The organism is Rhizobium sp. YJ-22 (genome assembly GCF_029601685.1).
Classification (GTDB): Bacteria; Pseudomonadota; Alphaproteobacteria; order Rhizobiales; family Rhizobiaceae; genus Metarhizobium.
The window spans coordinates 817,575-839,033 of the sequence record NZ_JARRIR010000001.1 but is presented as its reverse complement, the minus strand read 5'-3'; the positions used below and the strand labels follow the sequence as shown (position 1 = coordinate 839,033).

Sequence of the window (21,459 nt, the reverse complement as noted above, 5' to 3'; positions counted from 1 at the left end):
ACAAAGATCTAAAGCGCGAGGAGCGAATCTGAAAGATCGCGACGCGCTTTAGGCGTGTTTTGGCAGCTTGAAAAGTCTCGATATCGTCCCTTGCATTGTTGGAATACTCATTATACCAGTTGCCGAGACGACGCCAGATGGCAGGAGGAGAAGCCGCGATGATCATCGTCACCTACCGGATCGAGACGGCGGGCAGCATCGAAGCCATGGCGGAGAAGATCGCCAGCGATCAATCGACGGGCACCTTTGTCGCGGTTCCGGGCGAAACGCCGGAGCTGAAGCAGCGTGTCGCCGCCCGCGTTTTGTCGATCCGACCGCTGGCCGATGCCGAACGCCCCTCCTGGCCGGAATGGGACGGGAGGGGGCCGATCCGCCGCGCCGAGGTCGAGATCGGCTTTCCGCTGGAAGCGGTCGGCACCGATCTTTCGGCGCTGATGACCATCGCCATCGGCGGCATTTTCTCGATCAAGGGTTTTACCGGCCTGCGGGTCGTCGATCTCAAGCTGCCGGAAGAATTTCGCGGCGTCTATCCCGGGCCGCAATTCGGCCTTGCCGGCAGCCGCCGGCTGACCGGCGTCGACGGGCGGCCGATCATCGGCACCATCGTCAAGCCTGCGCTCGGCCTGCGCCCGCATGAGACGGCGGAATTGGTCGGCGAACTGATTTCCTCCGGCGTCGATTTCATCAAGGACGACGAGAAGCTGATGAGCCCGGCCTATTCGCCGCTCAAGGAGCGGGTGGCGGCGATCATGCCGAAAATTCTCGACCATGAGCAGAAGACCGGCAAGAAGGTGATGTATGCCTTCGGCATTTCCCACACCGATCCCGACGAGATGATGCGAAACCACGATCTGGTGCTGCAGGCCGGCGGCAATTGCGCCGTCATCAACATCAATTCGATCGGCATGGGGGCGATGGCCTTTTTGCGCAAGCGCTCCGGCCTCGTGCTGCATGCGCATCGCAACGGCTGGGACGTGCTGACCCGCCATCCCGGCATCGGTTTCGATTTCCGCGTCTGGCAGCAGTTCTGGCGCCTGCTCGGCGTCGACCAGTTCCAGATCAACGGCATCGGCGTCAAATACTGGGAGCCGGACGACAGTTTTGTCCGTTCCTTCGAGGCGGTGACGACGCCGCTGTTCGACGACAGCGATTGCGCCTTGCCGGTCGCCGGCTCCGGACAGTGGGGCGGGCAGGCACCGGAAACATATCGCCGCACCGGCCGCACCACCGATCTGCTCTATCTCTGCGGCGGCGGCATCGTCAGCCATCCGGGCGGGCCGGCGGCCGGCGTGCGCGCGGTGACGCAGGCCTGGGAGGCGACCGTCGCCGATATCCCGCTGGAAACCTATGCGAAGGATCATCCCGAACTCGCCGCCTCGCTCCAAAAATTCGGCGGCAAGGGAGAATGACATGACCGGCTCCCTGCTCCTCAGCTATTACGGCGACGATTTCACCGGCTCCACCGATGTCATGGAGGCGCTGGCCTCGAACGGTGTCGAGACGGTGCTCTTCCTCGATATTCCCGACGAGGCGCTGCTGCAGCGCTTTTCGCATGTGCGGGCGCTTGGACTTGCCGGCACCAGCCGCAGCGAAACGCCTGAGTGGATGCAGGAAAAGCTGACGCCGGCCCTTGCCTGGTTGAAGGCGCGGGGTGCGGCGATCTGCCATTACAAGGTCTGCTCGACCTTCGATTCCAGCCCCGAAGTCGGCAATATCGGCACGGCGGTGGAAATCGGCAAGGCGCTGTTTCACCAGCCCTACGTGCCGTTGATCGTCGGCGCGCCGCAGTTGAAGCGTTATACCGCCTTCGGCCATCTCTTCGCCGCCTATCAGGGCGAGGTCTATCGCATCGACCGCCATCCGGTGATGAGCCGGCATCCGGTGACGCCGATGCATGAGGCGGACTTGCGCCGGCATCTCTCCGGGCAAACGCTGCTTTCCACCGGTCTCGTCGATCTCGCCACCCTTGGTCTGACCGATGCCGATGCCCGTATCGACAGACTCGCTGCCGATGCGGACGGGATGCTGCTGTTCGATGTCGACAGTTTTTCGTCGCAGGCGCAGGCCGGCCGGGCGCTGTGGCGGCTGACGCCGCCGCAGGGCTGGTTCGTCGCCGGCTCCTCCGGCGTCGAATATGCCTTGCTATCCGCATGGAAAGAGCAGGGCCTGGTGCCCGGCACCGCCAGTTTCCCGAACCCCGGCAAGGCGGAGCGCATCGCCGTCGTTTCCGGCAGCGTCTCGCCGACCACCGAACGTCAGATCCGCACCGCAATAGCCGAGGGTTTCGAGGCCATCGCCGTCGATCCGCTCAGCCTGCTCGGCGAGGAGGGCGAGCGGGCCATGGAAGCGGCCATCGCCGCCGGACTTGAGGTTCTGGGACGCGGGTTAAGCCCGATCCTCTACACCGCGCTTGGCCCTTCGGCCGACCGTGGCGGCGAGATCGACCGCATCGCCGGCAGCCGCCATCGCCTCGGAAACATGCTGGGCGCCGTGCTGCATCGGCTGGTGGCCGAAGCGCGGCTGACGCGCGCCGTCATTGCCGGCGGCGATACCTCCAGCCATGCCCTGCGCCAACTCGACGTGCAGGCCCTGACCACGCTGCTGCCGCTGCCGCAGACGCCCGGCTCGCCGCTCTGCACCGCCCATGGGGCCAATGCCGCCACCAACGGCCTGCAGATCGCCCTCAAGGGCGGCCAGGTCGGCGCCGATGGCTATTTCGCCCAGATTCGCGACGGGCTGGCGGCGGCTTGAAAAATTTTCGACAGCAAGTGATATGCTGATTGACTCATTATACCAGTTGGCTATAGTCGCCCTCAACATAGCATTCAGGTGGGGAAACATGACTTCGATCGCGTTGTTCGGCGCCGGCGGCAAGATGGGCTACCGGCTCGCCAAGAATCTCAAGGGTTCGCGTTTCGACGTGCGCCATGTGGAAGTCAGCGAGGCCGGCAAGGCGCGGCTTCAGGATGAGCTCGGCCTCGATTGCGTGCCGGTCGACCGGGCGCTGGATGGCGCTGATGTCGTCATCCTCGCCGTCCCGGATACTGCAATCGGCAAGGTCGCCGCCGGGATCGTCGACAGGCTGGCGCCCGGCACCATGGTCGTGGCGCTCGATGCCGCCGCCCCCTTTGCCGGCCATTTGCCGCAACGTGCCGATCTCACCTATTTCGTCACCCATCCCTGCCATCCGCCGATCTTCAACGACGAGACCGAGATGCAGGCGAAGAAGGACCATTTCGGCGGGTTGTTTGCCAGGCAGCATATTGTTTCCGCGTTGATGCAGGGGCCGGAAGAGGCCTATGGCCTCGGCGAAGAGATCGCCAAAATCATCTGGGCGCCGGTCATGCGTTCGCACCGCGTTTCCGTCGAGCAGATGGCGATGCTGGAGCCGGGTCTCTCCGAAACCGTCTGCGCCTCGCTGCTGGTCGTCATGCGCCAGGCGATGGACGAATGCGTCGCGCGCGGCGTGCCGAAGGAAGCCGCCCGCGATTTCCTGCTCGGCCACATGAACGTGCTCGGCGCGGTGATTTTCGAGGAAGTGCCGGGCGTCTTTTCCGATGCCTGCAACAAGGCCATCGAATTCGGCATTCCCGCCCTGATGCGCGATGACTGGAAGAGGGTCTTCGAGCCGCAGGAAATCGCCGAGAGCATCCGCCGCATCACCTGATGCCGGCCTTTTCTTAACCAGCATTGTCTTGCCGGGGGAATTCCTCCTCCGGCCATGTCATCTGCCTTGCGGGGAGCGGGGCGGTCGATTTTTCTATCGGGAGGATATCATGAAAATCACACGCAGACTGACCTTGGCCGCACTCGCGGCGACGCTCGCCATGGGCACCGCCATGCCGGCCTTTGCCGCCGACCTGATCGCCATCATCACGCCCTCGCACGACAATCCCTTCTTCAAGGCCGAAGCGGTCGGCGCCGAGAAGAAGGCGAAGGAGCTGGGTTACGAGACGCTGGTTCTCGTCCATGACGACGACGCCAACAAGCAGTCGCAGCTCATCGACACCGCCATCGGTCGCGGCGCCAAGGCGATCATCCTCGACAATGCCGGCTCGGAAGCCTCGATTGCCGCCGTGCAGAAGGCCAAGGATGCCGGCGTTCCCTCCTTCCTGATCGACCGCGAGATCAATGCGACCGGCATCGCCGTCTCGCAGATCGTCTCCAACAACTATCAGGGCGCCCAGCTCGGCGCGGAAGAATTCGTCAAGCAGATGGGTGAGAAGGGCAAATATGTCGAGCTGCTCGGCCGCGAGGCCGATCTCAATGCCGGCATCCGCTCCAAGGGGTATCACGACGTCATCGACGAATATCCCGAGATGAAGATGGTCGCCCAGCAATCGGCCAACTGGAGCCAGACGGAAGGCTATTCCAAGATGGAAACCATCCTGCAGGCCAATCCGGATATCCAGGGCGTCATCGCCGGCAACGACACCATGGCCATGGGCGCGATTGCCGCGCTGCAGGCCGCCGGCCGCAAGGATGTCATCGTCGTCGGCTTCGACGGCTCCAACGACGTGCGCGACTCGATCCAGTCGGGCGGCATCAAGGCGACGGTGATGCAGCCGGCCTATGCCCAGGCGCAGCTTGCCGTGCAGCAGGCCCATGATTTCATCACCACCGGCAAGAAGCCGGTCGAGGAAAAGCAGCTCATGGACTGCGTGCTGATCACCGCCGACAACGCCAAGAAGCTCGAAACCTTCGCGCTGACCGAATAAGCCCTCCCAAGCCTGACGGGCGCGGAACGGTTCTGGCCGGCTCCGCGCCCCGCTGCCGTTTCCGGGGATAATCCTATGTCGCTGCCGCTGCCGCAGATGCGCGCCGCCGCCGTCCTTGTCGCCTGTGCCTTGGCGATGAGCGGCTGTAAATTCGTCAAGACCGCCGACCAGCAGGCCGAAGCCGCCGCCGGCGCCTTCGATCCCGACAAGCTGGTTGCCGATATCTGGGACGCCAAGGTCGTTCCTTATCTCAAGGGGCGGGCCGGCTCCTTCCAGGAGGTCTCGGCGCTGGTCTCCGGCAATCTCGATGCCGCCGCCCAGAAATACGGCCACAAGGAAAAGCAGGGCAATGCCCCCTGGACCTTCGCCGCCACCGTCAAGGGTAAAATCACCTCCGCCGAGACCAAGTCGCGCGCGGGTTCCGTCGACGTCGATGTCGACGGCGACGGCAAGGCGGATGTGCGCGTCGCCATCGGCCCGGCGATCCGTGGTACGGCCATCCGCGACGTGCTCGACTTCGTGAATTTCAACGAATTCAAGAACCAGATCGAATGGGCGCAATACGGCAAGGCGTTCAACACCCGCATCAACACGCTCTCTCTCGAAAAGCTGCCGCGCGACGGGCTTGTCGGCAGAGAGGTCGAGGCGCTCGGCGCCTATCCGTTGCCGGCGGCGGGGCAATTGCCGCAATTCGTGCCGGTCACGATCACGGTCGGAGGCTGACGATGAGCGACAGCGACGACGTCATCCTCGAACTGCGCGATATCACCAAGGCCTATTCCGGCATCGTCGCGCTGAAGAAGGCCGATCTGAAACTGCGGCGCGGCGCGGTCAACGTGCTCGTCGGCGAAAACGGCGCCGGCAAGTCGACGATGATGCGCATCATCGCCGGCGTCGAGCGTCCCACACTCGGCGAAATCTGGATGGAGGGCGAACGCATCCATCTCGATTCGCCTGGTGATGCCGTGCGCCACGGCATCGGCATCGTCTTCCAGGAGCTGAACCTGTTCGGCAATATGACGGTTGCCGAAAACATATTTGCGACCCGCGAGCTGACGCGCGGGCTGTTTGGCATCGACCACAGGGCGCAGGTCGAAAAGGCCAATGAATTCCTCGATCGCCTCGAAGCCGGCATCACCGCCGATACGCTGGTCGAGGATCTGCCTATCGGCCAGCAGCAACTGGTCGAGATCGCCCGCGCCGTGTCGCTCAACACCCGCATCCTGATCATGGACGAGCCGACCTCGGCGCTGTCGGCGGCCGAAGTCGACGTGCTCTTCCGGGTCATCGCCGAGCTGAAGGCGCAAGGCGTCGCCATCGTCTATATCTCGCATCGCCTCGAAGAGCTGATGCGCATCGGCGATTACATCACCGTGCTCAAGGACGGCCAGATCACTGGCCATGCGCTGGTCAGGGATATCGACACACGCTGGATCGTCCGCTCGATGATCGGCTCCGACGCCAAGGATTTCGCCAAGGAGGTGGACCATGCGCTCGGCGAAGAGGTCATCCGCCTCGAAGACATCGCGCTGCCGCGCGCTCAGGGCGGCTATGCCGTCGACCATGTGTCGCTGTCGGTGCGCAAGGGCGAGATCCTCGGCATTTACGGGCTGATGGGCGCCGGCCGCAGCGAGCTGTTCGAATGCATCATGGGCCGCCATGGCCATTATTCCGGCAAGGTCTTTGTCGATGGCCGCGAATTGCAGGAGCGCGACACCACCGGCCGCATCGCGCGCGGCATCGCGCTGATCCCCGAGGACCGGCAGCGCGAGGGGCTGGTGCAATGCCTGTCGATTGCCGAAAACCTGTCGCTCGCCAGCCTCGGCCAGTTCGTGAAATTCGGCTTCCATATCGAGCCGAAACGCGAACGTAGCGCCATTGCCGAGGCGATCCGCAACCTGTCGATCAAGGCGCGCAACCCGGATTTCGAGGTCACCTCGATGTCCGGCGGCAACCAGCAGAAGGTGGTGATCGGCAAGGCGCTGATGACCGGCCCGAAAGTGCTTTTGATGGACGAGCCGAGCCGCGGCATCGATGTCGGCGCCAAGGCGGATGTGTTCCGCACCATGCGGCGATTGGCCGGCGAAGGTCTCGCCATATTGTTTTCCACCTCCGACCTCGAAGAGGTCATGGCGCTGTCGGATCGCATCGCCGTGATGAGCAATGGCCGCCTGATCGCGGTCATGGACCGCACTGAGGCCACCGAGGAAGCCATCGTGGCCGCCTCCGCCGAGGGACACAAGACCAGAAGGATGCATGCGTGATGACCAGCGCCACCCAGACGGCCGCTGCCGGCCCCGCCACCGGCGGCTCCCTGTTGCTGACCCTGATGAAACTGCGCACCTTCATCGCGCTGTTTGCGGTCGTCGTCTTCTTCTCGATCTTCGCACCGAATTTCCTCTCGACCGCGAACATGATCCTGATGTCGAAACACGCGACGCAGAATGCCTTCCTGGCAATCGGCATGACCTTCGTCATCGTCACCGGCGGCATCGATCTCTCGGTCGGCTCCATCGTCGGGTTGTGCGGTATGATCGCCGGCGGCCTCATCCTGCACGGCATCGACCTGCCGATGGGCTATACCGTCTATTTCAACATCCTCGAAGTCGCCGTCATCGTCGCCATCGTCGGCATTGTCATCGGCATCCTCAACGGGTTGTTGATCACCCGGCTGAATGTCGCCCCCTTCATCGCCACGCTCGGCACGCTGTATGTGGCGCGCGGCATGGCGCTGCTCTATTCGGATGGCCAGACGCTGCCCAATCTCGTTGGCCGCGAAGACCTCGGCAATACCGGCTATGCGATCTTCGGATCCGGGACATGGCTCGGCCTGCCGGTCTCGGTGTGGATGCTGATCGTCGTGGCGCTGGGGGCTGCCTATTTCGCCCGCTTCGTGCCGCTGGGACGGCATATCTTCGCCGTCGGCGGCAATGAGCGCGCCGCGCGCATGTCCGGCATCCGCGTCGACCGGGTGAAAATGTTCGTCTACATGTTCTCCGGCTTCTGTGCCGCCCTTGTCGGCCTCGTCATCTCCTCCGAGCTGATGGCCGCGCATCCGGCGACCGGCACCAATCTCGAACTCAATGCCATCGCCGCAGCCGTTCTCGGCGGCACCTCGATGTCGGGCGGGCGCGGCACGATCGGCGGCACCATCGTCGGCGCCTTCGTCATCGGCATTCTTTCCGATGGCCTTGTCATGATGGGCGTGTCATCCTTCTGGCAGATGGTCATCAAGGGCCTCGTCATCATCATCGCGGTGGTGGTCGATCAGGCGCAACGAAAACTGCAGGCGCGCGTTACCCTGATGCAGATGGCAAAGCAGGGTTGATGGACATGGCAGAGTTGAACGGGGCCCTGATCGGCTGCGGTTTCTTCGCCGTCAATCAGATGCATGGCTGGAAGGATGTGGACGGCGCCGGGATCGTCGCGCTCTGCGACCGCGATCCCGAACGGCTGAAGATCGTCGGCGATCAGTTCGGCATCGTCAGGCGCTATACCGATGCCGCCCAAATGTTTGCCGATGGCGGCTTCGATTTCGTCGACATCGCCACCACGGTGCAAAGCCACCGGGTGCTGGTCGAAATGGCCGCGGCCCACAAAATCCCGGCGATCTGCCAGAAACCTTTCGCGCCGACGCTGGATGACGCCAAGGCCATGGTGGGAGCCTGCCGCGATGCCGGCATCCCCCTGATGATCCATGAAAATTTCCGCTGGCAGACGCCGATCCAGGCGGTGCGCAAGGCGCTGGAGGCGGGGGCCATCGGAAAACCCTTCTGGGGCCGCTTCTCCTTCCGCTCCGGCTTCGACGTTTTCGCCGCCCAGCCCTATCTGGCGGAAGGCTCGCGCTTCATCATCGAGGATCTGGGCATCCACACGCTGGATATCGCCCGCTTCATCCTTGGCGACGTGACGTCGCTGACGGCGCGCACGAAACGGGTCAACCCTGATATCAAGGGCGAGGACGTCGCCACGATCCTGATGGATCATGAAAACGGCGCCACCTCCATCGTCGACGTCAGCTATGCGACGAAACAGGCGGTCGAGCCTTTCCCGGAAACCCTGATCGAACTCGACGGCAGCGAGGGATCGCTGCGCCTGTCGCAGGGCTATCGCCTGACGATCACCAATGCCTCGGGCATCGATGTCACCGATGTCTCGCCAGCGCTGCTCACTTGGGCCTCGCGGCCTTGGCACAATATCCAGGAAAGCGTTTTCGCCATCCAGCAGCATTGGGCCGATGCCCTAAAAGCCGGGGTCGAGACCTCGACCTCGGGCGCCGACAATCTGAAAACCTTTGCGCTGGTCGAAGCGGCCTATGCAAGCGCTGCCTCCGGCCAGCCGGTCGATATCGGAGGGCTGCTCAGATGACGATTTCCGCCGACCGCGCCTTTCTGCTCTACGGCACGACGCAAGTCGAACCCGCCCCGACCGAGTTGAAGGCCGGCCGGTTGACGGCGAAATTTTCCGGTGGCGCCCTGCGCCGCATCGCCTATGACGGCATCGAGGTGCTGCGCGCCATCTCTTTCCTGGTGCGCGACCGCGATTGGGGTACCTACGATCCGGCGCTGTCCGACCTCACGGTCGAGCAAGAGCCGGAAAGATTCATCGTGCGCTATCGTTCCCGCTGCGCCGGGACTGATGATACCGAACTCATTATTGCCGCAACGATCACCGGCACGCCTGAAACGCTGACCTTCGAGGCGAGCGCCGAGACCACGACCGGGTTCGAAACCAACCGCTGCGGCTTCTGCATCCTGCATCCCATCGTCGGTCTTGCCGGTTCACCGGTCACCGTCGAGCATGTCGACGGCACCGTCGAGGAGACGCATCTGCCTGACCATATCGAGCCATGGCAACCTTTTAAGGATATGCGCGCGATCACCCATGCCGTCCTGCCCGGCGTCACCGCCGAATGCCGCATGGAAGGCGATACTTTCGAGATGGAGGACCAGCGCAATTGGTCGGATGCCTCCTACAAGACCTATGTGCGGCCCCTGGCGCTGCCCTGGCCCTATCGCATCGGTGCGGGGGAGACGGTCACGCAAAAAATCACACTGACTATCCGCGATGCCCGCGATGAATCGCAGGCGATGCAAAGCGCGGATACCGGCCCGGTGGCGCTGCGCTGGGGCGAGGGCGCCGGCAACCTGCCGTCCATCGGCCTTGCGGTGTCGCCGGATGAGGCGGCGGCAACCTTGGCGGCGCTGGAAGACGTCGGCGATTTCGGCGCACAGGAATTGCTGCTGCATTTCGATCCCGATGCCGGCCATGGGCGCGGCACCATCGAGGCCTTCGCGGCGCTCAGTCATCACTATCGCGGTTGCCTGACCATGGAAATCGCCGTGCCCTGCCAGCGCCCGCTCGGCGAGGAGATGGAGGAGATCGCGGCCTTCGCCCATGAGGCCGGCCTGCCGCTCGACGCCGTGCTGGTCTCGCCCTCCGTCGACCGGCAATCGACGCCGCCCGGCAGCGCCTGGCCGGATTGTCCGGCATTGGACGATGTCTATGCGGCGGCGAAAACCGCCTTCCCGGCGATCTTTGTCGGCGGTGGCATGTTGAGCTACTTCACCGAGATCAACCGCAAGCGCGTGCCGGCGGAGCGGCTGGCCTTTGTCAGCCATGCCACCAACCCCATCGTCCATGCCGCCGACGATGACAGCGTCATGCAGACGCTGGAGGCGCTGCCCTTCATCACCCGCTCGCTGCGGGCGATCTATGGCGAAAAACCCTATCGCATCGGCCCCTCGACCATTCCCATGCGCCAGAACCCCTATGGCAGCCGCACCATGGACAACCCGCAAGGCGGGCGCATTGCCATGGCCCATCGCGATCCGCGCCACAATGCTCTGTTCGGCGCCGCCTTTGCGCTCGGTTATGCCGCCCGTGTCGCGGGTGCGGGACTGGAGCGGCTGACGCTCTCGGCCGTCACCGGCCCTTTCGGCCTGATCGCCGGCCCGGGCGAGCCGATGCCGGAAGGGGCCTTGCGCCCGCTCGCCCATGTGGTGCGGTCCCTGGCGATGATGGCCGGCTGGACGTGGCGCGAGGTGATCTCAGATCGTCCGCATGAAATTCTGGCACTGGCAGGCGAAAGTCGCGATGGCGAACGGGTGCTGCTACTCGCCAACATTACCCCCGAGACATCAGACGTGGACCTCTCCGCCCTCGGTCTTGCCGATGCATCGCTGGCGATACTCGACGAAACCACCGTGCTGGAGGCCGCCCATGACCGCATCGACGAGGCCGCCTTCACCGGTCCACAACTGACGCTGCGCCCTTACGCCATCGCCCGCCTCGGCTGGCGGAACGCATAGCCGGCTATTTCCGCGCATGAAAAAACCCCGGATCGCCGATCCGGGGTTTTTCATGGTCATGCCTCACTTGTCCGTCTCGGCCTTGAGCTTGCCGACATCGTCGGCGCTCATCTCGCTGACGGTGACGACTTCACCATCCTTGATCTTCCACAGGCGGAAGGGGCCGGTGATGTCGCCGTATTTGTCGAAGGCGACCGGGCCGATGACGCCTTCGTAGCGGATCGGCTTACCTTCGCCGATCAGCTTCAGCGCCTTGGCGAATTCTTCCTTGCCGGCATAGATCGGCTCGCCCTTGGGATCGACGACCTTGTAGATCGCCTCGCGAATGTCGGCGGATTTGTCGGAACCGGCAGCGGCGATGGCGAGACCGACGATGGCGCCGGCATCATAGGAGCGGTCGGCGGCCGGGTTGGAGGGCTCGATGTTGGAGAAGGCCTTGTAATTGGCGTTGAAATATTCGGTCGACTTGGTCGGGCTGGTGCCGGACGAGGTGCCATAGGCTTCGTTGAGATATTCCGCACCGACGGCGGTGATGAAATCCTTGCTGTTCATGCCGTCGTTGAGCAGGAATTTCTGCACGCCGCCTTGCGAGATCCAGGCGCGCGCGATGGTGGCGCCGTCGACCGGATAGGAGATGAGGTAGAGGCCGTCGGGTTCGCCTTCCATCGCCTTGGTGACTTCCGACTGGTAGCTCGATTGCTTCTCGTTATAGGGCGTCACCGAGACGATCTCGCCGCCCAGCGCCTTGTAGGCCCGCGAGAACTCGTTGACCATGTTGACGCCGAAATCGTTGTTGACATGGATGACGGCGAGCTTCTTGAAACCCTGGTCGAGGGCATATTTCGCAGCGGCCACCCCCTGCAGCGCATCCGAGGTGATGGTGCGGAAGAAGATGCCGTTGGTCTTGCCGTCGCGGCCGAGCGCCGTCAGCGTCGGCGAGGAGGAGGCGGGCGAAACCTGCACCACCTTTGCCGGCGCGGTCACCGAGGTCAGGATCGGGATCGACACCGAGGAGATGATGCCGCCGATGACGACCGGCACCTTGCCGACCTGCACCAGTTGGGTGGCGGCATCGACGGCGACATTGCCCTGGCTCTGGCTGTCGCGGGTGTCGGTGGCAAGCTGGCAGCCGCGCACACCGCCGGCCTCGTTGATGTCGCGGAACGCCATGTCGACGGATTTGGCGCCCGCCTGGCCGTATTCGCCGGCAGGGCCGGTCAGTTCCATGACGACGCCGACGGTGATCTTGCAGTCGGCGGCATTGGCGGCGGCAGCGGCGCTTAACGCCAGCGCCGAGGTCAGTGTCAGAAGCAATGTCTTCATGGTCGTTCCCCTTGTTTTGAAGTCATCAGTCTGCGGAATTGTTTGGCGCCTGCAGCCAGGTTTCGTGCAGGTAGCGCCATTCGAGGCCGAGCGGCGCGGCATCGTTGCGGGTGAGAAGCACGCTGGAGCGGCGGCGCGTCTGCTGGCCGTTTCGCCATTGCGCCTCGACATAGCTGACGAGAATGCCGCGCTCGTCTTCCAGATGGGCTCGGACATCCTCGATCTCGATGCGGAAATCCTTGTCCACCGCGCCGCGCGCGGCGCGGACATGGTGGACAACGGCGGCGCGATCGAGCACCGCGCCGGAGGGCGGGATCATGGTCATATCCGCCGCCATCGCCGTCTCGAAGCGGGCGAAATCGGGGGCCGGGCGGCCGTCGTCGACGAACCAGCGGACGAAGAAATCGTGCAGCTCGACGATCTCGCGCCGGGCGGTTTCGAAAAGACTGTCTGCCATCAGTGCCGCCCGTCGTTGAGATTGTAATGCATGATCGAGCCGTGGCGGCCGCTGCGGTCGCGCTCCAGCGTGTAGATATCGCCCTCCGGCCCCTGGCGACGAGCCATGACCGCCTCTATTTCGGCTTTGTCCGCATCGGAAAGGGTGATCGCCATGATTTTCGCATTGGCGAGCGCATGCGCCTGGTTGCGCGCTCCGACGATGACGGCGCCGACGGTCGGTCGCGTCAGCATATAGGCGCTGGCGATGGTGGCGATATCCGCCCCATGCCGGTCGCCGACATTTTTCAGGGCGCGCAGCAGTTCCTGGAACAGGCCCCAGCCGCCGAAATCGTCGATGATCAGCTTGTATTTGGTGAGCGAGCGGTTTTCGAGCGGCATTTCCGGCTCGTCCACGCCAAGCCATTTGTCGCTCAGAAAGCCGCCGGCGACGGAGCCGTAACAGAGCAGGCTAACGCCGTTTGCGGCGGCGAGCGCCGCAAGCCCGTGTTCCGGCCGATTGTCGAGCACGGAATATTGCACCTGCATGCTGACCAGCGGAATACCGGCCTTCAGCACGGCGGCGACATGCTCGCTGTCGAAATTGGTGCCGCCGACATTCTCGATCTTGCCGGCCTGGCGCAGTTCTTCCAGCCAGCCGAAGGCATCGAGCCAGCCGGAAAAGCCATAATCCCACCAATGGAACTGCACGAGGTTCAGCCGCTCCATACGCAGCCGCCGCAGCGACTGGTCGACGATGCCTTCAACGTAGGCCTTGCTGATTTTTGGTAGCACATCGAGATCCGGCACCATCTTGGTGTGGACCTTGACCTTGGCCGCGACATCCGCACCCCGCGTCTGCGCCAGCTTGGCGCGGAACGCGCCAATAATCTCCTCGACGCCGGTATAGATATCGGCGCAGTCATAGGTGGTGAGCCCCGCATCGAAGGCGGCGATCAGGTCGTCGATCGCCTGGGCCTTGTCGATGGCGCCATGGCCGCCGGCCAGCTGCCAGCCGCCGCGAATGACGCGCGAAATACTGTAGCCGGGGCGCAGGGTAAAACTCGTCTCGCTCATGGGTCATTCCTTCTCGGGCAGCGGCACGGCGGTGGTTTCGGCATGGCTGAAACGGCGCTTTCCCAGCCGGACGATTTTCAGCCGGCTGGCGCAATGGGGATCGGGGCAGGCGATTTCGGCGTCGCTGGTCATCCAGTCGTTGGGATGCGTCGCCCGCTGCTTGGCGGCGAGCAGCGGCAGCACGGCGGAGAGCGAATAGATGGAGAAGCTTTGGCCCGGCGGCAGCGACAGCATTTCGCCGTGCAGCTCGAAATAATCGCCGGGTTTTGCGCCGCAAAAGATCGGCTTGCCCTCCGGCACCACCGCCTCGACGCGGAGATCGTAAAGCTCGAAACTGTCGTCGGGGGCAGCGCTCATGATGTCTTCCGTCTGTAGCGGCGTTTGGGGGCAAGGGGCGGGTCGGCCTCAAGGATCGGCGCGTCGCGCAAAAGGTCGAAGGCGCGGCTGATGTCGGAGGCGAGCGCCTGCTTGGCCGCTGCCGCATCGCGCACCTTCATCGCCGTCAGAATATCGCGATGATAATGCAGCGCCGAGATTTCGCTGGCCGGATCGAATTTCAGCACAGCAGCGCGCACATAGGGGCCGGATTGCAGCCACAGGCTCTCGATGATCGGGAACAGCACGTCCGAGCCGGAATGCTGATAGATCTGGAAATGGAAACGCTTGTTGAGTTCCAGTTCCTGCTCGATGGGGTAGCTGTCGCGGCGCGCAATGGCCTCGTCGTAACGGCCGATCAGCGGTTGCAATTCCTCGATTTCGGCATCGCTGATGCGGGCCACCGCCAGTTCCAGCGCCGCACCTTCGATGACGATGCGGGCCTGCAACAGGTCGTCGAGCCGCTTGAGGTCGATGGGCGGCACGCGCACGGAACGGTTGGGCAGCGCTTCCAGCGCCTGTTCCGAAATCAGCCGCGACAGCGCATCGCGCACCGGCATGGTGCTGACCTGCAACGAGGCGGCGAGATCCTGGATGATCAGCACCTGTCCCGGATCGAACAACCCGTAGATCAGCGCCTGGCGCAATTCCTTGTAGACCCGGTCCTGCACCGTTTCGCGCACCACCGGGTTGAGCCTGGTGTGCGGCGCAGATGGGGACACGGCGCCGAAGGCGCTTTCACCGACTTCCAGAATTTTCGAAAATTCCGCCATCTGCCCGTCCGGATCGCTCTTGCAAGGGAAGAAATGTCGCGTTACCGTGTGATTGACGATATGTGATCACAAATTGAAGATCAAATCTTTTTTGGAGGTTGCCGTTGGAAATCGAGGCGGACATGCCGAAGGCGACAGGCCGGCGAGACGGGCAGGCGGCACGCCCGCTGCTGGCGGTGGAAAAGGTCGTGCAGCGCTTCGGCGGCGTCGCGGCGGTCGACGGCGTCTCCTTTTCGATCCGCGATGGCGAGATCGCCGGCCTGATCGGCCCAAACGGCGCCGGCAAGACGACGATGTTCAATCTCATCGCCGGCTCCATGGCGCCCAGCGAAGGCCGCATCCTCATCGAGGGCGAGAGCGTCGAGACGCAGCCGGCGCATCGCCGCCTCTCGGTCGGCCTCGGCCGCACCTTCCAGATCCCTCGTCCCTTCGGGCAGATGTCGCTGGTCGAAAACGTCATGCTCGGCCGCAAGGGCCAGAGCGGCGAGCGCATCCTGCCCAACTGGCTGGCCCCCGGCCGCGTCGCCCGCGAGGAGCGCGAGACCTATGACAAGGCGATGGCGCTGCTCGAATTCGTGACGCTGACGCATCTCGCCCGCGAGCCGGCGCGGGTGCTCTCCGGCGGCCAGCGCAAGCTGCTGGAACTCGCCCGGGTGCTGATGGCCGAACCGCGCATCATCCTGCTCGACGAGCCCGCCGCCGGCGTCAATCCGAGCCTGCTGGAAGTCATCATCGATCGTATTATCGAGATCAACCGGCGCGGCACCACCTTCCTGATCATCGAGCACAACATGGATATGATCGCCCGGCTTTGCCGCCATGTCTTCGTCATGGCGACCGGCAAGCTGCTCTGCGAAGGCACGCCGGCCGCCGTCGCCGCCGATCCGCGCGTCATCGAGGCCTATCTCGGCGGAGGGCATCTCGCATGAGCGAGCCCATCCTTGCCGTCTCCGCCCTGGTTTCCGGTTACGATCCCGGCGTGCCCATCGTTCGCGGCGCGTCGATGACGGTGGCGCCGGGCGAAATCGTCGTCATCCTCGGGCCGAACGGGGCCGGCAAATCCACCTTCATCAAGTCGATTGCCGGGCTGGTGCCGAAGGTCTCCGGCTCGGTGCGGCTGGAGGGGCGCGAGATCGCCGCCGTGCCCGCCCATCGCCTCGTGCATGAAGGCCTCGCCTTCGTGCCGCAGACCGAAAACGTCTTCGGGCTGATGAGCGTCGAGGACAATCTCCTGCTCGCCGCCGGCATCCTGCCGAAATCGGCGCGGGCCGGAAGGTTGCAGGATATGTTCGACATGTTCCCCGATCTCGCCCGCCAGCGCAAATTGCCGGCCGGCCGGCTCTCCGGCGGCCAGCGGCAGATGGTGGCGGTCGCCCGCGCCTTGATGGTGTCCCCGCGCGTCATCATGCTGGACGAGCCCTCGGCGGGGCTTTCGCCAAAACTGGTGGAGCAGGTCTTCGTCAATCTCGCCGCGGTGCGCCGGGCCGGCGTCACCGTCGTGCTGGTCGAGCAGAACGCCAAGGCGGCGCTCGCCATTGCCGACCGCGCCTATATCCTCGCCGAGGGCCGCAATGCCCATGAGGGCGGGGCGAAGGATCTGTGGAACGACCCGGCCATCGCCGCCCTCTATCTCGGCGGCGGCAAGATCCGGCAGGACGGGGAGGGGATGCGATGAATCTGCAATTCGTGGTCGACGGGCTGCTGACCGGCTCGATTATCGGGCTCGGCGCCATCGGCGTGACGCTGACCTATTCGATCCTGCGCTTTTCCAATTTCGCCCATGGCGAATTCATCGCCTGGGGCGCCTATGCCGCACTTGCCGCCTCCACCCTGCTCGGCTGGATGGCCGGCGGCAATGTCTCCGCCATCGCCCCCTTTTCCTTCGGCTGGACGCTGATCGCCGCGACCGTGATCGCCGTGCTGCTCACCGGCCTGCTGGCCTTAGCGCTGGATTACCTGCTGTTCCGGCGGCTGCGCCGCCGCGCCAACACCATCACCGCCGTGATGGCCAGTTTCGGCGCGTCGATGGCGCTGCGAAGCCTCTTGGAATTCATCTTCACCTCGTCGCCGACCTATTTCAGCAAGAAGCTGCAGATCGCCCAGAAACTCGGGCTCGGCGTGCGCGCCACGCCCGACCAGATGATCCTGATCGTCATGACCGGCATTCTCGTCCTGTCGATCCACCTGCTGCTCACCCGCACCCAGACCGGCCGCTCGATGCGCGCCGTCAGCGAAAACCCCGATCTCGCCCGCGTCGCCGGCATCGATGTCGGGCGCATCGTCAACATCACCTGGATGATCGGCGGCGGGCTCGCCTGCTTTGCCGGGGTCATGGTCGGGCTCTTGGTGCAGATCCGTCCCTATATGGGCTTCGATCTGCTGCTGCCGCTGTTTGCCGCCGCGATCCTCGGCGGCATCGGTTCGATCCCAGGCGCGCTTCTCGGCGGGTTGATCGTCGGGCTGGCGGAAGCCTTTGCGGTGCAGACCGTGGGCGCGGAATGGCGCGCCGCCGTCGCTTTCGTGCTGTTGATCGCCGTGCTTCTGGTGCGCCCCGCAGGCATCATGGGAGGAAAAGCCTGATGCTCGATTTCTTCTCTTCCGGCCTTGCCGGCTATCTCGCCTTCTTCCTCGCGACCGCGCTGAGTTATGCGATCATCTGCCTTGGCCTCAACCTGCAATGGGGCCAGACGGGTCTCTTCAATGTCGGGGTCGCCGGTTTCGTCGCCATCGGCGCCTATACCTCGGCGATCCTGACGACGCCGCCGAGCGACACCCATCTCGGCGGCTTCGGCCTGCCGATCCTCGTCGGCTGGGCCGGGGCCATGCTGGTTTCCGCCGCCGCCACCGGTTTCGTAGGGCTGCTGACGCTGCGCCTGCGCTCCGATTACCTCGCCATCGCCACCTTCGGCATCGCTGTCACCATCCAGCTCGTGGCGCTGAATGCGCAGGCGATTACCGGCGGCCCGTTCGGCATCGGCTTCATCCCGCGCTTGTTTTCCGGCTGGGCGGAAGATGCGCTGCTGTTCAATTTCGCCAATCTCGCCGCCGTCGCGCTGGTCGTGCTCATCCTCTATATCGGGCTGGAGCGGCTGGTGCGCAGCCCCTGGGGCCGGGTGCTCCGCGCCGTGCGCGAGGATGAGGAGGCAGCCCGTTCGCTCGGCAAGAGCCCGTCGCACTATCGCTTGCAAGCCTTCGTGCTCGGGGGCGCGATCATGGGGCTGGGCGGCGCGGTACAGGCACATTTCATCGGCTTCATCGCCCCGGAAAACTACCTGCCGACACTGACCTTCCAGGTCTGGACCATGCTGATCATCGGCGGCTCCGGCAACAATCTCGGCGCCATCCTCGGCGGCGTCGCCATCTGGGCGCTGTGGAGCGTTTCCGGCAGCGCCATCACCGTCTTCTTCCCGCCGGAGCAGCAGGCGCGTGCCGCAGCCCTGCAGATCACCGGCATCGGTGTGCTGCTGTCGCTCGCCCTGCTGCTGAGGCCGCGCGGCCTGCTCGGCGAGCGCATCAACGTCTCGCGCCACACCGACGCCAAGCCGGCAAAAGCCGGCTGACACCTCCCTTTTCTCCGACCGAACGGATCGACGCCCATGACGCTTCCCATCGCTCCCGACCGCTTCCAGCTCGCGCCCGACCTGAACATCAGCCGTATCGTCACCGGCCTGTGGCAGGTGGCGGACATGGAGCGCGACCGCCCGGCGCTCGACCCCGACGCCATGTCCTCGGTGCTGCTCGATTACGCCAGGGCCGGCTTCGACAGTTTCGACATGGCCGACCATTACGGCAGCGCCGAAATCATCGCCGGCCGCCTGCTGTCGCGGGTCGCCGCTGGCGAAAAGGCCGGCGAGCATCGCCCGGTCGCCTTCACCAAATGGTGCCCGGTGCCGGGGCCGATGCCGCTTTCGGTGGTGCGCGAAGGCGTGGAGCGCAGCCTGAAGCGCCTCGGCGTCGAACGCATCGACCTGATGCAGTTCCATTGGTGGACCTTCGAACATCCCGCCTATCTCGATGCCATGAAGGGTCTGGCTGAACTGAAGGAGGAGGGCCTGATCGGCCATATCGGCCTCACCAATTTCGATACCGCGCATCTGCAGGTGCTGGTCAAACACGGCATTCCCGTGGTCTCCAACCAGGTCTGCTTCTCGCTGCTCGACCGCCGCGCCGCCGGCGAAATGAGCGCCTTCTGCCTGGAAAACGGCGTCCGGCTACTGGCTTACGGCACACTGGCCGGCGGGCTGATGTCGGAACGCTGGCTGGGCAAGCCGGAGCCGGCCGAGGGCGATATCGGCGACTGGAGCAAATCGAAATACAAGCGTTTCGTCGACGAGATCGGCGGCTGGCCGGCGCTGCAGGCGATTCTCGGCACGCTGGACACGGTGGCGAAGAAGCATGGCGTTTCGGTCTCCAACGTCGCCACCCGCTGGGTGCTGGAGCATGAGGCGGTTGCCGCCACCATCATCGGCGCGCGGCTCGGCGAACGCGAGCATCGCGGCGACAACCTGAAACTCTTCGGCTTCGCGCTGGATGCCGGGGACAAGGCCGTCATAGATGCCGCGCTGGCGACGACGGCGATGCTTTCGGGCGATTGCGGCGACGAATACCGCAAGCCGCCCTTCCTGACCGCCTCGGGCGATCTCAGCCACCATCTCGACGCTGTCCCGAAATACTTTTCGGCGCAACCCGTGCCCGGCCGTCCCGGCCGGCTGCGGGTCGATTCCGGCAGCGTCTGGGAACCCTTGGCCGGCTACAGCCGTGCAGTGCGGGTCAAGGACCGCGTCATGGTCAGCGGCACGACGGCGACCAACGGCTCGGGCGAAGTCGTCTGCCCCGGCGATCCCGCCGGCCAGACCACCTTCATCCTCGACAAGATTGCCGCGAGCCTCGCCGCGCTTGGCGCGCGGATGGAGGATGTGGTGCGCAGCCGCGTCTTCTTGAAAAACATCGACGACTGGGAGCCTGTTTCGCGCATCCATGGCCGTTATTTCAGCGAGATCCGCCCCGCCAATACGCTGCTGGCGGCCGGAGATCTGGTCGGCGATTACCTGGTTGAAATCGATGTCGAGGCGATCGTCGATTGAAAACATGAATTTGCATGGAATTTTTTTAAACTTAAAACTTCTCGCTTGAAAACCGGCCGGATTTGTCTCACGATCAGTCTCAAGTCGGTTCCAGGAAAGGTCGTCGATGGCGCGAGAGAATGCTTCGTTTGGTGAGGGGCATAACAGAGAGCGCACGGCGCTCTCCGGCATTCGCCCGCAAATTCAGGATCTGAGGACCGAGAATATCGCCGCGCTGGCCTTGCGCGCCCGCGAGATCGGTGATGTCATCCCGCTCTGGTATGGCGAGGGCGACATGGTCACGCCCGCCTTCATCCGCGACGCTGCCAAGGCGGCGCTTGATGACGGCAACACCTTCTACATTCCCAACATGCGGGGAATGGAGGCGCTGAACACCGCGCTTGCCGATTACCAGACGGCGCTGCATGGCCGCCGCATCGGCATTGAGCGCACGACGGTGGCGCCGAGCGGCATGCAGGCGCTCTACATCGCGCTGGAAATGCTGGTCGATGTCGGCACCAATGTCGTTTACGTCTCGCCGCAATGGCCGAACATCCACAACGCCATCCACCTGATCGGCGGCGAGCCGCGCCCGGTGGCCCTGGATTTCGACACCGATTTCCGTCTTGACCTCGACAAGTTGTTCGCGGCCTGCGATGCCCGCACTCGGGCGATTTTCCTGTCGACGCCGTCGAACCCGACCGGCTGGACAGCCAGCCGCGACGAGATGCAGGCGCTGCTGGAGTTCAGCCGCCGCACCGGCATCTGGATCATTTCCGACGAGGTCTATGGCCGGCTCTATTTCGACGGGCCGGTGGCGCCGTCGATCCTGCAGATCGCCGAAGACGAGGATCGGGTCATCTCGATCAACAGTTTTTCCAAGGCCTGGGCGATGACCGGCTGGCGTATCGGCTGGCTGAGCCACCCGGCCAGCGTCGCCGGCCATCTGGCGGCGATGACGCAATATATCAACAGCGGCACCTCGGGCGCGGTCCAGGCCGGCGCCGTGGCGGCGATCCGCAATGGCGAGGGGCTGATCGGGGATATCCGCGAGCGGGTCAAGACCGGCCTCGATCTCGCCTATGACCGCCTGTCGCAGATCCCCGGCATCATCCTGCCGGACAAGCCGAAGGGCGGCATGTATGCCTTTTTCGGGCTGGAGGGCGAGGCCGATTCCGGCATCGCCTGCGCCCGCATCCTCGAATCAGCCCGCGTCGGCCTCGCGCCCGGCTATCTGTTCGGCGACTCCTCGCGCGCTTTCCTGCGCATGTGCGTGTTCCGCGAGACGGGGCAATTGGCTGAGGCGCTGGATCGCATGGTCGAGGCTTTGCGCTGACGGGTCTTCAGTATTCGCCGGCCCCTGCGCCGGCGAAAGACGCAGGAA

Annotated in this window: 20 protein-coding genes; 15 read left to right on the top strand and 5 right to left on the bottom strand. The window is 64.4% G+C overall.

Going from position 1 to position 21,459, the window contains the following annotated elements:
* Positions 1–158 precede the first annotated feature (158 nt).
* The 9 genes from oiaX to P7F60_RS04010 all read left to right on the top strand — a co-directional run bounded on the left by oiaX (position 159) and on the right by P7F60_RS04010 (position 11,029).
* The gene (gene oiaX / locus P7F60_RS04050; protein ID WP_277916399.1) at positions 159–1,409 is read left to right on the top strand and encodes a 3-oxo-isoapionate-4-phosphate decarboxylase OiaX; all 1,251 of its coding nucleotides are present in this window, start codon (positions 159–161) and stop codon (positions 1,407–1,409) included.
* A 1-nt stretch (position 1,410) separates the two neighbouring features.
* Positions 1,411–2,751 carry a four-carbon acid sugar kinase family protein gene (locus tag P7F60_RS04045; RefSeq protein WP_277916398.1) on the top strand — a complete coding sequence of 447 codons (1,341 nt, stop codon included), beginning with the start codon at positions 1,411–1,413 and terminating at the stop codon, positions 2,749–2,751.
* Positions 2,752–2,839: 88 nt separating this feature from the next.
* Positions 2,840–3,667: a phosphogluconate dehydrogenase C-terminal domain-containing protein gene (locus P7F60_RS04040; protein ID WP_277916397.1), complete on the top strand. Its 828-nt coding sequence runs from the start codon at positions 2,840–2,842 to the stop codon at positions 3,665–3,667.
* Between the two features lie 109 nt (positions 3,668–3,776).
* The gene (locus P7F60_RS04035) at positions 3,777–4,718 is read left to right on the top strand and encodes a D-ribose ABC transporter substrate-binding protein (protein ID WP_277916396.1); all 942 of its coding nucleotides are present in this window, start codon (positions 3,777–3,779) and stop codon (positions 4,716–4,718) included.
* Between the two features lie 87 nt (positions 4,719–4,805).
* Positions 4,806–5,441: a DUF2291 family protein gene (locus tag P7F60_RS04030; protein ID WP_277916516.1), complete on the top strand. Its 636-nt coding sequence runs from the start codon at positions 4,806–4,808 to the stop codon at positions 5,439–5,441.
* Positions 5,438–6,982 (top strand): sugar ABC transporter ATP-binding protein, encoded by a 1,545-nt coding sequence (locus P7F60_RS04025; protein ID WP_277916515.1) that lies wholly within the window; start codon positions 5,438–5,440, stop codon positions 6,980–6,982. The genes P7F60_RS04030 and P7F60_RS04025 overlap by 4 nt, the downstream gene beginning before the upstream one ends.
* The gene (locus tag P7F60_RS04020; RefSeq protein WP_277916395.1) at positions 6,982–8,046 is read left to right on the top strand and encodes an ABC transporter permease; all 1,065 of its coding nucleotides are present in this window, start codon (positions 6,982–6,984) and stop codon (positions 8,044–8,046) included. Before P7F60_RS04025 ends, P7F60_RS04020 begins: the two co-directional genes overlap by 1 nt.
* Before the next feature lie 5 nt (positions 8,047–8,051).
* Positions 8,052–9,086 carry a Gfo/Idh/MocA family oxidoreductase gene (locus tag P7F60_RS04015; protein ID WP_277916394.1) on the top strand — a complete coding sequence of 345 codons (1,035 nt, stop codon included), beginning with the start codon at positions 8,052–8,054 and terminating at the stop codon, positions 9,084–9,086.
* Positions 9,083–11,029, top strand: a complete 1,947-nt coding sequence (locus P7F60_RS04010) for a hypothetical protein (RefSeq protein WP_277916393.1) — start codon at positions 9,083–9,085, stop codon at positions 11,027–11,029. Before P7F60_RS04015 ends, P7F60_RS04010 begins: the two co-directional genes overlap by 4 nt.
* A gap of 63 nt (positions 11,030–11,092) precedes the next feature.
* Here the strand turns inward: P7F60_RS04010 and P7F60_RS04005 are convergent, their stop codons facing one another.
* Genes P7F60_RS04005 through P7F60_RS03985 form a run of 5 tightly spaced genes read right to left on the bottom strand, consistent with a single transcriptional unit; the run spans position 11,093 to position 15,012 of the window.
* Positions 11,093–12,352 carry an ABC transporter substrate-binding protein gene (locus tag P7F60_RS04005; protein ID WP_277916392.1) on the bottom strand — a complete coding sequence of 420 codons (1,260 nt, stop codon included), beginning with the start codon at positions 12,350–12,352 and terminating at the stop codon, positions 11,093–11,095.
* Between the two features lie 25 nt (positions 12,353–12,377).
* The gene (locus P7F60_RS04000) at positions 12,378–12,809 is read right to left on the bottom strand and encodes a DUF4440 domain-containing protein (protein WP_277916391.1); all 432 of its coding nucleotides are present in this window, start codon (positions 12,807–12,809) and stop codon (positions 12,378–12,380) included.
* Positions 12,809–13,864: an aldo/keto reductase gene (locus tag P7F60_RS03995; protein WP_277916390.1), complete on the bottom strand. Its 1,056-nt coding sequence runs from the start codon at positions 13,862–13,864 to the stop codon at positions 12,809–12,811. The genes P7F60_RS04000 and P7F60_RS03995 overlap by 1 nt, the downstream gene beginning before the upstream one ends.
* 3 nt (positions 13,865–13,867) lie before the next feature.
* Positions 13,868–14,221, bottom strand: coding sequence for a TIGR04076 family protein (locus tag P7F60_RS03990; protein ID WP_277916389.1), 354 nt, complete (start codon positions 14,219–14,221; stop codon positions 13,868–13,870).
* Positions 14,218–15,012, bottom strand: a complete 795-nt coding sequence (locus P7F60_RS03985; RefSeq protein WP_277916388.1) for a GntR family transcriptional regulator — start codon at positions 15,010–15,012, stop codon at positions 14,218–14,220. Before P7F60_RS03985 ends, P7F60_RS03990 begins: the two co-directional genes overlap by 4 nt.
* Positions 15,013–15,134: 122 nt before the next feature.
* Here P7F60_RS03985 and P7F60_RS03980 point away from each other — a divergent pair, with 122 nt between their 5' ends.
* The 6 genes from P7F60_RS03980 to P7F60_RS03955 all read left to right on the top strand — a co-directional run bounded on the left by P7F60_RS03980 (position 15,135) and on the right by P7F60_RS03955 (position 21,411).
* The gene (locus P7F60_RS03980; protein WP_277916514.1) at positions 15,135–15,941 is read left to right on the top strand and encodes an ABC transporter ATP-binding protein; all 807 of its coding nucleotides are present in this window, start codon (positions 15,135–15,137) and stop codon (positions 15,939–15,941) included.
* Entirely contained in the window at positions 15,938–16,687 is a 750-nt protein-coding gene (locus P7F60_RS03975; protein ID WP_277916387.1) for an ABC transporter ATP-binding protein, read from the top strand. The genes P7F60_RS03980 and P7F60_RS03975 overlap by 4 nt, the downstream gene beginning before the upstream one ends.
* Positions 16,684–17,592: a branched-chain amino acid ABC transporter permease gene (locus tag P7F60_RS03970; protein WP_277916386.1), complete on the top strand. Its 909-nt coding sequence runs from the start codon at positions 16,684–16,686 to the stop codon at positions 17,590–17,592. The genes P7F60_RS03975 and P7F60_RS03970 overlap by 4 nt, the downstream gene beginning before the upstream one ends.
* Positions 17,592–18,572: a branched-chain amino acid ABC transporter permease gene (locus P7F60_RS03965; protein WP_277916385.1), complete on the top strand. Its 981-nt coding sequence runs from the start codon at positions 17,592–17,594 to the stop codon at positions 18,570–18,572. The genes P7F60_RS03970 and P7F60_RS03965 overlap by 1 nt, the downstream gene beginning before the upstream one ends.
* Positions 18,573–18,608: 36 nt before the next feature.
* Positions 18,609–20,096: an aldo/keto reductase gene (locus tag P7F60_RS03960; RefSeq protein ID WP_277916384.1), complete on the top strand. Its 1,488-nt coding sequence runs from the start codon at positions 18,609–18,611 to the stop codon at positions 20,094–20,096.
* Positions 20,097–20,202: 106 nt separating this feature from the next.
* The gene (locus P7F60_RS03955) at positions 20,203–21,411 is read left to right on the top strand and encodes a pyridoxal phosphate-dependent aminotransferase (protein WP_277916383.1); all 1,209 of its coding nucleotides are present in this window, start codon (positions 20,203–20,205) and stop codon (positions 21,409–21,411) included.
* Positions 21,412–21,459 lie beyond the last annotated feature (48 nt).